Origin of the sequence: Streptomyces sp. NPDC057474 (assembly GCF_042802555.1) — a bacterium.
In the GTDB taxonomy this organism is placed as follows: Bacteria; Actinomycetota; Actinomycetes; order Streptomycetales; family Streptomycetaceae; genus Streptomyces.
This window is the reverse complement of record NZ_JBHVDX010000083.1, coordinates 23,676-39,089: the sequence shown is the minus strand read 5'-3', so window position 1 is coordinate 39,089 and position 15,414 is coordinate 23,676. Positions and strand designations below refer to the sequence as shown.

Below are 15,414 nucleotides of genomic sequence, written 5' to 3'. Positions count from 1 at the left end.
GTCACCCCGACCAACCTGCTGTTCAACGTCGTCGCCGGACACAGCGCGCGAACGCGTCACCGCCTTCGGCGGCCGGCTGCCCGCCGGACCGCGCGGCGGAGGCGGCTTCACCGTCCAAGCCGAACTTCCCGTGGACCGAACGTCATGATCCGTGTCCTGCTGGTCGACGACCAGCCACTCATCCGCAGCGGATTCCGCGCGCTCCTCGACCTTGAGGACGACATCAGGGTGGTGGCCGAGGCTGCCGACGGCAGGCAGGGCCTGGAACTCGCCAAAGAACACCTGCCCGACGTCGCGCTCATCGACATCCAGATGCCGGTCGTCGACGGCATCGAGGCAACCCGGCGCATCGCCGCCGATCCGGCCCTGGCCGGCGTGCACGTCGTCATCCTGACCAACTACGGCTTGGACGAGTACGTCTTCAACGCGCTGCGCGCCGGCGCAGCCGGATTCCTGGTCAAGGACGTGCTGCGAGTCATGGAGCAGCAGTCGCCCGACGCACCTTACGGACGCGCCCTCCAGAACGGCAACAGGACCGGAGGTGTGGACCAGGTCAGTTCCCGGTCAGCCCGGCCAGCGCCGCCGTCAGGCCGAGGCCGGCGCACACGCCCAGGGTGCGCAGGACGCTCCAGCGCACCCGGAAGATCAGGACGACGGCGACGATCGCGATCCCCAGGGCGACGGGGCGGAAGGTGGCGAGGTCCGGCACCGCGAGGTGCAGCGGGCCGAACGTGTGGTCATCGACGGTGGTGAAGAGGGTGTGTTCGGCGAAGTACAGGGCGAGATTGGCGATGACTCCGACGATCGCGGCGGTGATACCGCTCAGCGCGGCGGAGACATGCCGGTTGCCGCGCAGGCGCTCGATATAGGGAGCACCGAGGAAGATGAACAGGAAGCACGGCACGAAGGTGACCCAGGTGGTCAGCAGCGCACCGAGCAGCGCGGCCACCCAGGGATCGAGCGAGCCGGGATCGCGGTAGGCGCCCAGGAACGCGACGAACTGCACCACCATGATCAGCGGCCCCGGCGTGGTCTCCGCCAGCGCCAGGCCGCGCACCATCTCGCCGGCGCTCAGCCAGCCGTACGTCTGCACGGCCTGCTGAGCGACGTACGCGAGCACCGCGTACGCGCCGCCGAAGGTGACCAGGGCGGTGCCGGAGAAGAACAGCCCCTGAGTGGTGAACACGCTCCCCGATCCGGTGAGTACGGCAACGGCGGCCACCGGAACCGCCCACAGCAGCAGACCAATCAGCACGATGCGCAGTGCGCGACGGCGACTGGGACGCTCATGGTGCAGGGCGTCGTCGGGGATCAGCGGAGGAGGTCCGTCATCGCCCGCACCGTGCGCGGCAGGCTCGAAAACACCAGGCGCCCACCGGGCGATCAGCCACCCCGCTGCCCCGGCGACCATGATCACCACCGGGAACGGCACCTGGAACAGAGCCAGCGCGACGAAGGACGCCACCGCGAGCCCCACCAGCAGCGGGTGCGTGAGCGAGCGGCGGCCCACCCGCCACACCGCCTGGGCGACGATGGCCACCACCGCGGGGGCGAGGCCGGCGAACAGTCCGGTGACCGCGATGGTCGTACCCAGGCCCACGTACAGCGCGGACAGCGCGAGCAGCGCCACGACGCCCGGGAGCACGAACAGGGTGCCGGCGGCCAGGCCGCCCCGGGTGCCGTTCAGCAGCCAGCCGGTGTAGATCGCCAGCTGCTGGGCCTCGGGGCCGGGCAGCAGCATGCAGTAGCTCAGGGCGTGGTTGAAGCGCTGCTGACCGATCCAGCGCTTCTCCTCCACCAACGTCCGCTGCATCACCGCGATCTGCCCGGCCGGACCGCCGAAGGTCTGCAGCGAGATCGCGAACCAGGTCCGCAGCGCCTGGCGGAACGGTATGAGATCACCGCGCTCGGGCGTACTCCCCGGCAACTGGAACGCAGGGCGGTCGGTGGCTGTCATCCGCGGAGGTCTCCGTCCGGTCCATGAGCAAGATCGCCAGGGCTGGACCGGATGTGCCAGTGGACGGCGATCACCCGCTTACCTTGGAGTGCAACCATGGTTACATGATGATGTCGTGCGGAGGAAGGGAGCCTGGTCCTGGTGAACGTGAACAGTCCGTTGCGATCGCCGGCCACAACCGGGCCGGCCTGGCGGCGCACTCTCGCGGCGATGGGAAACCGCCACAGCTCAGGACTCGCCACGTGACCGGTCACGACCACCCGGAACCGGCCGCACCCAGCGGTACGGGCCGGTGGGTGCTGCTGTCCTACCGCCTGCCCCGCGAGCCCTCCACACCGCGCATCACCGTCTGGCGCAAGCTCAAGCGGCTCGGCGTCGCCCAGCTCAGCGACGGCCTGATCGCCCTGCCCGCCGACGCCCGCACCCGCGAGCAACTGGAGTGGATCGCCGACGAGATCACCGACTTCGGTGGTACCGCCGCCCTGTGGATCGCCCACCCGGCCGCCATCTCCGAGGAACGCCGACTCGCCCAGGCCATGGCCGACGCCCGTGCCGCCGAGTACGAACAGGTACTCGCCCAGGCCGAGGCAGCCCGCCATCAGGAAGACGACGAACGGCAACGCACCCTGCGCCGACTCCGCGCCGACCTGCGCCGCATCCACCGCCGCGACCACTTTCCCCCGCCACAGCGCCGCGCCGCCGAAACCGCGGTGGAGGCCCTGCACCCCGCCAACACCGGGACATCCGAAAACAAGCCCGACATCGAGGAGCACCCCGCATGAAGTGGGCCACCCGCGCCGGCATCCACATCGACCGCGCCGCCTGCGCCTGGCTGATCCGCCGCTTCGTCGACCCCGCCGCCGAGTTCGTCTTCGTCAACGACCCGACAGAAGTCCCCGCCGACGCCACCCCCTTCGACATGCGCGGCGTCGAACTCGGCCACCACCACGGAAACTGCAGCTTCGCAACCATCCTGCACCGCTACGACCTCACCACCGACCCCGCCCTCAACCGCATCGCCGAGATCGTCCACGAGGCCGACCTCGACGACGAACGCTTCCACGCCCCCGAAGCCCTCGGCCTGGACATCGTCCTGCGCGGCCTGTCCATGATCGGCGACGACAAGCACACCATGACCGTCACCAAGCCGCTCTTCGACGGGCTGTACGAGTACTACCGGCGCGCCACACTGCTTGGCCGCGAACCCGCCTGACCAGCCGGTTGCAGCGCGCGGGTCTGCTCTCCGAACTCAAGGGCCTCGACCCGGCCGACGAGCGGTTCGACGCCAAGATGAGCGTTCTCATGGAGAACGTGCGCCACCATGTCGAGGAAGAGGAGAAAAAGTGGTTTTCCCGACCGTCGATTCCGCTACCACCGGCCGGAGTCGATGGCCACGAAAGCGGACCGGCATCACCATCCAGCGCACCCTCGCCTCGATGCCCGGGTTGTCGGCGCATAGGCAAGCAAGTCGCCCAAGCAGGCCAGGACATCAGCGGCGTGGTCCTCGACCAGGTACACCGCAACCCGCTCTCTGATCTCAACGCGGCCGGCGAACTCGACTGGTCCCGCGCGCGTGAACGGCTCCCACATCCGCGCGAAAAAACGGGGGAGCCGAGACTGGTCCGGGGCCGGTCGACTGGTGCGGTGGAAGACCGGGCGACATGTCCGAGCGGCAGCTGGCATCCGCGTCGGTAAGACAAGCATCCAAGGCGGACGGAAGATCTGTCAGGACCCGACAGTCCCGACGACATCGATCGCCCCGTCGGAGACCGGTGCATTTCATCCGTCGCCCGACGGGCAGCGACAGACCCCTGATGGAGTGTCACGCACGCCTGTCCACCGGTTGTCCACCGGGCCCTTCGCGCGAACTTGATCCACGTCTCCCAAACAGACAAAAGACCAGGTCAGAGGCTTAGTTCTTTTGCGTCAACACAGAAATCACACCTTCGACCTACGCATTACGATGCGTAGATCGCACATGCCCGATTGACCCACATTCCAAGGTCATCTGAAACATAAAACCCCAGGTCAGAGGCCTGACCTGGGGTTCACCATGGAGCCGCCTTCGGGATTCGAACCCGAGACCTACGCATTACGAGACCGTGAGCGATCATGTTGCCTGGTGTCTCGCCGTGCTGCGTGGTGACGTTTTTCCAGATCAGAGCACGTCCAGCAGGTTGACTCATGCTACCCCGTGACGCACCGTCCAAAGGCGTCTGTCCACCGGCTGTCCACCGGTCAGGCTCTCGCCGACCGACCCATGAGACTGCTGCCGGGCTGCCGACGATACTGTCGACCGGTCGGACGGACGAGTGGAGGTCACTGTGGGGCTTCCACAAGCCATCCACCGGCGGGTTGCTCAACGGAGGCCTTTCCGTAGCACTCAGCCTAGCCGCTGCCTGCCACGTCCTGAGGCTCCTCGTGTAATTCGTCGCAGAATTCACGCGGTGGATCCAGTTCAATACCTCTACACCGAGACCACCCCCGGCATCAATCTATTCTACCCGTAAGCAACGAAGAGCTATTCCCTCACCCGCAAGAAGATGCTTTCATGTAATTCACGCCTGGTCACGACTGACCTGTCAAACAGACATGAACAGATCCCGGCACAGCCACGAGTGCCCCCTGGCATACGAGAAGGGTGAAATGGACCTAATCAACCTGTCCGACAGCAGCAACAGCGTCCGACTGCATCTCCTGGGCCGCCAAACACCCGGAATCCTACCGGCGCACGATCTGATGGTAGCCGAAGTAATCGTGGGCACCAATTTCATCAGCGGCCGTTGCCGTGTCTATTTCCTCCTCTCTAATCTGGAGCAGTGGTCCTCGGCTCTGAACTCGCTCGAAAACGGCCAGGACGCCGAATGGCTGGACATGGGCAACGGGCCCACGATCAGAATCGAATGCGCGAGAAGCGACAATGACGACTCAACTATTGTCATCGAAGACACCTCGGATTCCAGCGCGAAAGCCTCTATTCCCATGGCCCTGCATCCCGGATGGGTTCAGGACCAGCGGAGACTCCTCGAGGAAGTAGTGAAAACGTGGCCCATAGAGGTCATGGAGACGTCACCTGGATCTTACAAGTGGAAGAACTGAGATAAGCAGGTGGGGGTGGGCCGACAAAGCGGTCCCACCCCCACAACGTTCATCGGTTCGTTGTCACTGTTTGAACGTCTGCCCCATGTACCAACCGGCGTCGTCGAATGCCTCGATCGTCACCGCATGGGCAACATTGCTGCCCGGGCGATAGTGCGGTGTCGCCGAGTACATGATGGTGTGCCCGTTTCCTGATCCGACATAAGCCGCGATCTTCTTCTCGAACTCATTCATGACGCCGTTGTCGATGGATTCAGTCGTTCGGACGATGTTCTCCTTCGTGGTCCCTGATCCCCCAAGGGCCCTCGGCAGAAGATGCCCGCGAGCGTCTCCGTTGGCTCCGCTCACAAAGCCCGGCAGATCGTCCCCCATCCTGCGAGCCGCCTTGGTCCCGGTGCTCAGCATCGAGGGAGTGACGATCGCGACGACCCCTGACCGGCGACCGTCCGCATCTATCGATCCGTAGTCGATCTCGCCGCCGCAGTTGTGGACCAGGACCGGAGTCGCACCCGCCAGCACGAAGTACGTGTGCAGGTCGGCAACAGTCAGGTTGTGGACTGTCTGGTCCGTCGCCGTCCAACGGTTGACTGCCGTGATTTGAACGAGCGTGCCCTCACCAGTGCGCAGCCACTGGCCACTCTTCAAGTCGGTGGCATCGACCCATGCGCCGACTTCCGGCACCCAGAAGGGATGTCCGTCGGTCGCGGTGATCGTGTCCGTGGACGTGCCTGTGTCGCCGTCCGTATCGATAGTTAGCTCGACCAGGTGCTTGACGCCCTCGCCCCTGATCTCGGCGGTGACCGTTTCGGCGGTCGTCTCGCCGGTCTCGGGGTCCGACGCCAGAACCTTGTCGCCGATCTCAACGTCCTCGATCGGCTTGGTGGAGCCGTCCGCCATCAGGACGAGCGTGCTGGGGGTAAAACTGTTGTCCGTCTTGCAGGAGCCACCCTGTGCGGGTGCGTCCGAGTCTTTGCCCCCTCCGGTGTCGGACTTCTTCTCCGCGCCGTCGCCCTTCTTCCCACCGGAGTCGCCCTTCTTGGCCTGGGGAGCCTCCTTTGCCTTGGCCGGAGGTGCCGGGGCGGGCTTCTCCTTCGGCTTCGGAGTGACCGGCGGGGTGACCTTGTCGGCCGCGTCGACCGCGTCCTGGGTCTTCTCAGTCGCCTTGGTGGCGTCCGTCGCCGTGTCAGCCGCGTCCACCGCCTTGTTGACGTATCGCGCGCCCTTCGCCGCACTCGCCGCATAGCCCGCGATCGGGATCGCCGAGGCGTAGGCCAGGCCCGCGTCGATGTAGTTGCCCTCAGCCGTGTACCACAGACCGTTCAGCAGGTCGGCCGGCTCGCCGAAGCCGGGGACCAGACCCACGACGTCCAACGCGCCATGGCCGATCGGGCTGATCCAGGACTCGCCCCAGTACAGACCCGTCGGGTCCGGGAAGGCCAGCGGGTTGTTACGGCCGTACGCGTAGGCGTTGAGGTGCTGCGGGTCGCCCACATTCAAGAGCGGGTCGGCGGACAGGAACCGCCCCGTCGCCGGGTCGTACGCGCGGGCGCCGAGTTGGATCATCCCCGTCGTCGCGTCCGCCGTGCCGCCCACGAAGGACTTGTCACCCGGCCACGCGCCCGCCGTCGGCTTCGCCCCGCGCACCTCACCGAACGGCAAGGTGCGGCGCTGGGTGATCGCCGAGTCCGCCGCCTTGATGGCGATCTCCGCGGTGCCGTTCTGGCCGCCGACCAGCCAGGTCACTCCGGCCGACGTCCGTACGGCGATCTTCTTGCCGGCGTGGGAGTAGTAGCGCGTGCCCGACAGGGTGTTCTTCACCGTGTCGAGGCGGATCTCCTGGCTGCCGAGGTACAGCGTGACCGCGCCCTTCTCCTTGCGGAGCAGGCGGCTTCCGTCCGGGCCGTACACGTACGAGGTCTTGTTGGCCTCGTCCAGGTTGTCACCGGACAGGTACGGGGTGACCGCGCTCAGGCGGCCCTCCTCGTCCCAGTCCAGCTTCTGGTCGACCGCCGGAGAAAGGTCCGTCGCCGCCTTGGTGCGACGGACGGTGTTGCCCGCCTCGTCGTACTGGAAGGTCTGAGCTGCCGTCACCTCCTTACCCGCGGTGGTGGTACGCACCTCCGCCGACTTCAGCGCGTGGACATGCGTGCCGCCCTTGATGTCCTGGGCCTTCGGCACATACGTCGTCGTCTGCGTGATCGCCGCGTCCCCGGTCGTGCCGGTGGCGTGGCGGACCTCGCCGGTGCGGTTACCCGCCGCGTCGTACGCGTAGGAGTGCCTGTACGGGGCCGGACCGCCCACGGTTGCCTCACCGGCGCTGGGTGCGCAGGCGGTCGTCGTCTGGGTCCACGCGTCCGTGAGGCGGCGCAGGTAGTCGTAGGTGAAGCACTGGACGTCCGGCTGCTTGCCCTCGGGGGCGTCCGCGATCTTCTGGATGTTGCCGGTGGCGTCGTAGCCGTAGGTGGTGTCGGAGTCGGGGGTCTTGACGATCTCCCGGTCGATGCGGGCGCGCTCCAGGCGCCGGGTGCCCTCCTCGTAGGTATTGGTGAGCCAGGTGTACTTGTCCGCGCTGGCGGTGCCCAGGGTGAGCTGGAGCATCTCGCCGTAGTTGGAGTAGCGGGTCTCGCGGGCGTAGTCCGTCGAGTTGCCCAGGGTGAAGGACGGCAGGCCGGTCGCCGTGTAGCCCGTGGTGATCGTCTCCGCCGGGAGCCCACCGGCCGCCGGGACGCCGACCTCGTCGATCGAACCGTCCGGCTTGTACGACGCCGTCGAGGAGTAGGTGCCGGCCAGCTTGCCCTCGGCGGCCGGGATCGTCACCGAGATCTTCGTCGGGCGGCCCGCCACGTCATAGGCGTCGACCGCGTTCGAATAGGCATCGCCGCCCACCCACTTGGTGGCCGAGGCCAGACGCCCCTTGCCGTTGGGGACAGTCGCGCTGTCGTACTCCCAGGTCGTCAGCTTCTTGTCGCCGTTGTAGAGCGAGCGCTGGCGGCCCAGCTTGTCGTAGTTGTAGGTGAGGGTGCCCCCGCGCTGATTACGGAACGACTTCAGCTGGTCGAGGTCGTTGTACGTCACCGACGTCGTGCCCGCGTCCGGGTCGACGGACTTGGTCTGACGGCCGCGTACGTCGTAGTCGTACGCCCAGAGGTTGCCCGACTGATCCTTGACCTCGGTGAGGCGGCCCGCCGCGTCGTAGTCGTACGACGTCGTGTCCGCCGCGCCCGTGGGAGACGACGCCTTGAACTCCAGGACCTTGGTCGTCTGGCCCTGTGCGTCGGTGTACGTCGCGGTGGGTGTGCCGCCCGCCGGTGGGTCGATCGTCGTGTGGTCGCCGTGGTACGCGGTCTTGGTGCGCCACTTCTCGGTGCCGGCCACGCGGAAGATCGAGTCGGTCGCCCGGCCCGCCGAGTCGTAGACCGTCTCCGTCTCCCGGGGCGTGCCCTCTGAGGCGTCGGCGACGTTCACGAAGGTCGTGCCGACGGCCGCCGTGTTGTAGAAGGGGCCGATCTCCTTGACCGCCAGGCCGCGGCTGTCGTACTCGGTGGTCGTGATGACCCGTCCCGAGTTGGCAGCCGGGGTCTGGGTCTGGCGGGGCCGCAGCAGGCCGTCGGACAACTGGTGGCTGGTGGCCACCGAGCCGTTCGGCAACAGCGACTTCGTCGTGGTGACGACGGGAGCGTTGTTGCGGATCAGGTAGGCGTATTCGAGGCTCGGGGTGTCCGTGGCCTTGGCGCGGCCCGGGAGCCAGACCTTCAGCAGGCGGCCGAGGGCGTCGTACTCCAGGTCGGTGCGCTGCTTGTTGGCGTCGACCGTGGCGGTGACCAAGCCCCAGCGCCGGTCGACCGTGGAGGTGGTGGTATTGCCGAGCGGGTCCTCGACCTTCATCCCGGTCACCGGGCCACCGGTGGTCGGCGTGTACGTCGTCTTCGTCGCGTTGCCCGCCTGGTCAGCGGATTCCACGACACGGCCGTGCGCGTCGTACTTGGCGGTCGACGTGGTCACGTACTGCGGGGTGCCGTCGGCCGTGTAGCCCTTGACCTTCTCGCTGCGGACCACGTCGCCCTTGGTGGGTGTGGTGCCGTAGGTGTCGCGGTTGTCGTACCAGGTGCGGACGTCGGAGATCGCCTCGCCCTTGAAGGACGTGGGCGCGCCGTCGTCACAGTTCACGGGTACGACGGTGACGCGCTTCAGCAGTGTGAGCAGGTTGGCGTCGGTGTTGCGGTTGTACGCGTTCGTCGTGCAGGTGTCGTCGTCCTCGACCGCCAGGTCGCCGGAGTCTGAGGAGCGGACCAGCATGCCGTACGAGTCGTAGAAGTGCTCGATGGCGGCGCGGCGGACCTTGCCGTCGTCGAGGGCGGTGCGGGTCTTCACCGACTTGACGGCGGCGAAGCTCGCGTCGTCCTTGCCCTCCGTCGCAGTGGGCTCGGACTTCCACGGGGTGCTCACCGAACCGGTGATCTCCGTATCGCCGTTGAAGCTGCGCTGCTCCACGACGAAGCCCTGGTGGCGGGCGTCGTCACGGATCTTCGTGCCGTCGGAGGCGGTGACCGTGACCGACTTCGTCCCGCCGGACTCCTTCTCCCGGTCGCCGTCCATACCCTGGAGGTAGGTGGTCTCGGTACGCAGCTGCTTGCTGCCCGCCTCGCCCGTCTTCATGGTGACGGTGCGGTAGCCGCGCCACTGGTTCCAGGTCTTCTTCTTGGTCTTGACCAGTTCGCTGTCGTCGAAGGCCCAGGCGGCACCGGAGTAGTCGTAGGAGGTGACCTTGTTGGGGCCGGTGACGGTGACCTCGTCCTCGATCACCGTGTCGACGACGAACTTGTGGAACCAGTCCTCCTTCTCCCCGACCGTGCCCTCCTTCGACCAGAAGGACGGCATGCAGCGCTTGGTGTTGGTCTCGGGGGTGGGGAGGTTGGAGGGGGTGCACTCGGTGGGCTTGTAGTTGACCGAGATCGTGCCGCCCGTCTCCGACTGGATCGCCCGGATGCGCCACTTGTACATCGGCAGGCGGTCGTCGGAGTCGGTGTCGACGCGGTTGGCGTCCTGCCGCTCATAGAAGGTGACCTTCGGGAGCTTGTGCGCACCGTCCTTGCCGGAGTGGGTGACCGACTCCAGCCACAGGGCAGGTGCGTGGGTGGTGTCGGCGCTCTGGTACTTGTGCGCCAGCTCCCACTCGTCGACGTCCCCGTACGTCTTGCCGTCCGAGCCCAGTACCTGCGTGGTGACCTTCGCCAGGCGCTTGCGGGAGAAGAAGGTCGGGGACCACTGGTCCTTGCACTCGGTGTCGGAGGTGCAGATCTGCTCGAACGGGACGTCCGGCCAGCGCTTGGCGGTGGACTCCTTCAGATCGCCCGGCTCACAGTCGGCGGCGGCGCCGGTGCAGCGCTCGGCGACGTCGAAAACGACCTGCGAGGGCGCGGTGGTCGTGTTCTCCTTGCCCGCCTGCTCGCCGTACTCGATCCGCTTGAGCCAGCCGCCGCGATCGTAGGAGACGACCTTGTCACCGCGCACGCTGTCGTACTTGTTGGTCTCGGTGCCGTAGTAGTACGTCATCGTGTTGCCGTGCACGTCGACGACGTAGTCCAGGTTCCAGCGCCAGGCCTGCTGACAGCGGGAGTCCTTGAAAGTGTCAGCGTGGCAGGGCTCGTCCTTGTCGTCGCCGAAGACCGGGACCTCGAAGGTGGCGCCGGTGCCCTCAGTATCGGCGGCCTCCGACTCGCGCTTGCCCTTGCCGAAGTGGTAGCGGGTGCCGTCGGTGGTGGTGACGACCCAGTACTCGTCGTTGTTGTCGGAGTTGAAGCCGTCGTACTTACGCTCGATCCGGGTGCCGTCGTCCTGCTTCAGCCGCCACTCGTTCTCGCCCTTCTTGACCAGCTCACCGGCCCGGCCGCCGAAGTTCATGGTGGCGTTGTCGGAGTGCCAGCACAGGTCGTACTTCTGCGACCCGGCCTCGTCGTGGCCGTCCTCCGTGCAGGAGCGGTACGAGCGCTCGATGTAACCGGCGCTCAGGTCGAAGCCCTCGCCGACCCAGGAGGTCTGGTTGTTGCTGGAGGCCGTACGGCCGTCCGTGGATGCCGAGTTGTAGCCGAGGCCCAGCTGCGGGGAGGGCCCCGCGACGGCTGGCGGGACACGCAGCGGGTACTGCCAGGTGAAGCCGCCGGTCTGGCCGGCGACCTGCCAGGAGGCCGAGGGGGCCAGCGAGGTCGCGGCGTACGAACCCGAACCGCCCGCAGGTCCGGCGGCGACCGCCAGCAGCGGAGCCTTGGCAGCGGACAGCGCCGCCACATCGGCGGTGAGCCGCTGGTCACGGACGTCGTTGTCGGTCTTCAGCGGGGTGACGCTCTGGCACTTGGCCGCCTTGGGCGTGGTCAGCGCGCAGGCGGGAAGTTCGACCAGGCGCAGTCGCTGGGCCCAGTCGCCGCCGTAGGCCTGGGCGAAGGCGGCGTAGTCGACCTCGACGGAGACCTTGCCGTTCGTGGTGCGGCTGTCGGCCCGGGCCACCTTGAGCAACAGGCCGTCGATGCCCGCCTTCTGGGCGGCGGCGTGGCTGAGGACGTCCACCTTGGCGCGGGTGGGCGTGGCGGCCGCCATCGTGGAACGGGTCATGCCTTTGGGCGGGCCGACACGGACCGGGAGCGAGCTCGCCTTGGCACTCGACAGCGCCCCGCGCTTCTTGGAGTTCGCGAGATCGACCGTCGCGCTGCCCGCCTTCGGCCAGGTGGCCTTGAGGTTCAGCGGTTTGCCGTACGCCTTGGTGTGCTTGAGCGGGGTGGCCTGGCCGTCCTGTTCGACGACCGGGGTGGAGGCGACGTCCTGGGTCTTCGGACGCCGCTTCTCCCGTGCCTCGTCGGGGTCGTCACCGAGAGCCGGGGTGCCCTGGAGCAGGGTGATGGTCAGGGCTGATGTGAGGGTGACACCGAGGGCTTTGGCCCAGGGGTGTGTTCTGTGTCTGCGAGATGCGCGCACGCGCGCTCCCCCTCCCGTATGGGTGTGGAAAGTGCCCGGGTGCCCGATGGTCCGGGCACCCGGGTGGACGGCTCGGGTCAGGAGTCGTCAGCGGTTGTCAGACGTCGTGAGACGTCATCAGAGGTCGTCAGTTGTTCGCGAGCCGGAAGATCTCCGTCCCCGACAGCAGGCCGGGGACGAGGCGCACGTCGTCGATGTCACCGGCGAACGCGTCGGACCAGTCAGCGCCGTACTGGGCGCGGCCGATGTTGAGACCCTTCGTGGCGTTCCAGACGTCGGTGACGGTGGCGCTGCCCTGCTCCTCGCCGTCGACGAAGAGCGTGAACTTCCGCGCCACCGGGTCGTACGTACCGGCCAGATGGACCCACTTGTTCACGGTCGCGGGGCGCTCGCTCGCCGCCATGGCGCGGACGACGTCGGAGTCCGCCGTGTCGCTGATGTGCCGGCCGAAGATCCAGCGCTTGTAGGCGGTGGAGTAGTAAAGGTTGAAGCCGTTGCCCTGGCTTCCCACCTGGCTGATCACCGAGATGTTCTTGGCCAGCGACGTGGGCCGCACCCACGCCGAGACGGTGAACGCCTGACCGGTGTGCACGGCGGACACCGCGGTGGCATGGTCGGTGGTGCCGTTGAAGCGCAGCGCCTTGTCGGCCGGGTCCTTCGCGGAGTTGTTGCCCGCGACCCAGTCGGCGCCCTTCACGGTCAGATCCCGGTCATGGCCGGAGGTATCGGGGGCGGTAGTGCCGGAGGTCTGGTCGAGGCCGTAGACGGCGGCGGCGCAGGTGTCGGCTAGGACGTCGGCGCAGGCGCGGTCGACGGTGAAGAAGTACTTCTCCAGCGGCCCCCGGTTGCCCGCCTGGTCGACGCTGCGAACGTAGAGCACGTTAGGACCGAAGGTACTGGTCGGCACCTCGATGGTCGCCCTGCCGCCGAGGGAGGCCGGGATGGCCTTGCGGGCCGGAGTGTCGTTGCCGAGGTCCCACTCGTAGAACTCGACGTCGTTCTTGAAGACCGAGTCGGAGTTGCCGTTCGCGGAGAGGGTGAAGTGCCGCCTGGCCCCCGCCGGCAGGTCCGCCTCGTCCGTGACGGGTTCGACCCGCGGCTTGGTATCGGGCCGCTCCACATCCACCACGAACTCGCACCAGTCGGACCACTCGGAGTAACCGGAGTCCTTCAGCTTGCCGGTGGAGCCGTCGTAGGTCTGGGCGTGCCACTTGTAGCCGTGGCCGTGCTTCAGCTCCCGGACCGGAATCCCCCGCTCGAACTTGCCCTCGTTCTGCGGTCCGTCCTTGCCCTCGTAGACCATGGGCCGGCCGTCGACCTGGTCCCACACCCGGAAGGTCGCAGTGAGGTTCTGGCCGGTGCCGTCGGTGTGCGAGTCAGCGTCCGTGCCGGTGACGGACACGGCCGGGGTCGCGTCCCGGATCCACGGCCGCTTGGTGTTGTCGGTCGTGCAGGTCTTCTCCTCCGGGTTGCTCAGCTTCTCCCCGGTGGGCTTGTTCGGACGGGTGTTGTACGTGACGACGAGCTTGGCGTTGTCACCCCGGAACCGCTTCCAGGAGTTCGGGTCGTCCTCGTCGGCGGCCCGCAGCGAGAAGGCGATCGGGTCCTCGCCGGCGGCCTTCTTGCGGACGGAGGCGGTGAGGTTCTCGTTGCTCTCGTCGGCGTTGTCCGCGAAGTCGACCCAGCTGGGCGGCGCGTCCGGGCTGCAGCTGTCGCCCCGGCCGTAGGCGACGTTCTTGTCGACCAGCAGGTCGCCGTCCTTGGGCCGGTTGTTCCAGTTGGTGGCTGAATCGACACCGCCCTCGGCGACCATGTGCAGGTTGACGGTGCTCTTGGTGCAGGAGAAGGAGAAGGTCTCGTAGACCTCGAAGACCGCCTTGGAGATCGTCCGGTTCTTCCAGCCCTTCGTGGCGAACTGGAAGTACATCCGGTTCGTGTACGGCGAGCCGCTGCACACGTAGTAGATGCCGCCGATGGTGTCGGCCGAGCAGCGGCCGACGCCCTCGTCCTTCTTGAACTTGTGGAACTCGGTGCTCGGGTTGGCGCTGGACACGTACAGCCACTCGCTCTTGGACATGCCGGCCTCGGGGTCGATGTAGACCGGGAAGTCGGTGTCGGCGGCGGTGAGCAGGGCACGGTCGGGCTCGACGGTGACAGCCGTCTCGGAGACGTCGAGGGCCATGTCGGCGACCTTGGCCGCAGCGTCCGGCGCCTCCTGCGGCAGGGTCTGGGCCCCGGAGGCGGGCACAGCGTCCGCCGGGACCTCGTCGCCGGAGTCTGCGGAGTCCCACATCTTGGGCGCCTGGCCGCCGAAGACGCGCTCGCCGGAGGCGTCCACGGCCTGGAGGCCACCGGTCGGGCCGGTGCCGAGGTCGAGGCCCTCCGCCCGTACGGGCAGCCGTAGTTCGGCCAGTTCAGAGCTGCGGGCCGCCTCGGGCGTCTTTACCTCCAGGACGTACGAGTAGCCGGTGACGGAGGCGCTGGCCAGCAGATCCACGCCGGGGAGCACCTCGCGGTACTCGGCGGTGTCCCCGGACAGGACCGGCTCGGGCAGCGGTGTGGGCCAGCTCAGTGTGAAGGACTTGCCCTCCTCGCCGAGTGTGACGAAGTCGGACGAGCCGGCCTTCGCGAAGGTGAGGTCGACGACGGCGGCCTTGGGACCGACCGTGCCGTCCGGGCGGCGCTCCAGGGTCGCGTCCGCCTTCTCCCAGCTGCCGTCGGGACGCTCCACCCGCTGCGGCTGGACACTGGTCTCGCTGGTCAACGAGCCGTCCGGGTTGGCGAAGACGAGCTCGTCCTCGGTACGCTGCTGAATGATCTCCACTGGTTCGCCGGTCTCAGCGGCCAGTGCGAACGCGCCTGCCTCGGTCGAGGCAGGCGGTGTGCTGCCGGCCGCGGTGGCCGGACCGGTGACGGCGGGCAACGAGCCCAGGACGACGGCGCCGCCAAGCAGCACGCCGAGCGTCCGGGCAGCACGAAGCCCCCGAAACCAAGGGTTGGTCATACCCTTGTCCCCCTCCAGGCTCTCCCCAGAGCCCGCTACGAAATTGATGTGGCCATGCCGTACAGCAGTGGCCAAAGAAACGTATGAGACTCCCTTTACCGGATCAAGGGCATTTCGAGACTGGGCCGCCCCACAGCCCTCCACCGCACGCACCGCTCATGCCCATGAGCAACCCTTGGCGCGGGAGGACGCGCGCGGCGGATACAACGGATCCGCCCACTTCGGCCGGACCGTGACCGGAGAGCCGACGCACCGGCAGGACGGCGCCCACGCCGGCCTCACGCACGCTGTGCACAACCCATCGCTGTCAGGCTGGGGCCAACGTTGCCTCCGGAGGACGTTCCCGGACGGCTGACCTTCATCATCCGCTTCGGCGCGAAGGACGTGC

6 protein-coding genes and 2 pseudogenes are annotated in these 15,414 nt (G+C 67.4%); 5 read left to right on the top strand and 3 right to left on the bottom strand.

All coding sequences use genetic code 11. The features are described 5' to 3' along the window. Positions 1–144: 144 nt before the first annotated feature. Positions 145–471: pseudogene (locus ACFU53_RS23385) on the top strand (response regulator transcription factor); the annotation flags it as partial. An 82-nt stretch (positions 472–553) separates the two neighbouring features. On the opposite strand, the gene chrA reads toward ACFU53_RS23385, so the two are convergent. Further along, entirely contained in the window at positions 554–1,957 is a 1,404-nt protein-coding gene (chrA, locus tag ACFU53_RS23380) for a chromate efflux transporter (protein ID WP_383995589.1), read from the bottom strand. A 242-nt stretch (positions 1,958–2,199) separates the two neighbouring features. Between chrA and ACFU53_RS23375 the strand changes: the two genes are divergently transcribed. From ACFU53_RS23375 to ACFU53_RS23360, 4 genes and pseudogenes are all read left to right on the top strand, one after another. Further along, on the top strand, positions 2,200–2,739 hold the full coding sequence (locus ACFU53_RS23375) for a Chromate resistance protein ChrB (protein WP_383995586.1): 540 nt from the start codon (positions 2,200–2,202) through the stop codon (positions 2,737–2,739). Continuing rightward, positions 2,736–3,170: a chromate resistance protein ChrB domain-containing protein gene (locus tag ACFU53_RS23370; protein WP_383995583.1), complete on the top strand. Its 435-nt coding sequence runs from the start codon at positions 2,736–2,738 to the stop codon at positions 3,168–3,170. Before ACFU53_RS23375 ends, ACFU53_RS23370 begins: the two co-directional genes overlap by 4 nt. A gap of 23 nt (positions 3,171–3,193) precedes the next feature. Continuing rightward, positions 3,194–3,307, top strand: a pseudogene (locus ACFU53_RS23365) (hemerythrin HHE cation-binding protein); the annotation flags it as partial. A 1,296-nt stretch (positions 3,308–4,603) separates the two neighbouring features. Then, on the top strand, positions 4,604–5,056 hold the full coding sequence (locus tag ACFU53_RS23360) for a DUF5959 family protein (RefSeq protein WP_383995580.1): 453 nt from the start codon (positions 4,604–4,606) through the stop codon (positions 5,054–5,056). A 63-nt stretch (positions 5,057–5,119) separates the two neighbouring features. Here the strand turns inward: ACFU53_RS23360 and ACFU53_RS23355 are convergent, their stop codons facing one another. Together ACFU53_RS23355 and ACFU53_RS23350 are read right to left on the bottom strand one after the other, a co-directional pair. After that, positions 5,120–12,022: a polymorphic toxin-type HINT domain-containing protein gene (locus tag ACFU53_RS23355; protein ID WP_383995577.1), complete on the bottom strand. Its 6,903-nt coding sequence runs from the start codon at positions 12,020–12,022 to the stop codon at positions 5,120–5,122. Between the two features lie 127 nt (positions 12,023–12,149). Further along, positions 12,150–14,978, bottom strand: a complete 2,829-nt coding sequence (locus ACFU53_RS23350; protein ID WP_383995575.1) for a LamG-like jellyroll fold domain-containing protein — start codon at positions 14,976–14,978, stop codon at positions 12,150–12,152. Positions 14,979–15,414 lie beyond the last annotated feature (436 nt).

Bases quoted from the DNA above. Each gene is read 5' to 3' on its own strand.
- ACFU53_RS23360 (WP_383995580.1), top strand. From the start codon at position 4,604: ATGGACCTAATCAACCTGTCCGACAGCAGCAACAGCGTCCGACTGCAT.
- ACFU53_RS23370 (WP_383995583.1), top strand. From the start codon at position 2,736: ATGAAGTGGGCCACCCGCGCCGGCATCCACATCGACCGCGCCGCCTGC.
- chrA (WP_383995589.1), bottom strand. From the start codon at position 1,957: ATGACAGCCACCGACCGCCCTGCGTTCCAGTTGCCGGGGAGTACGCCC.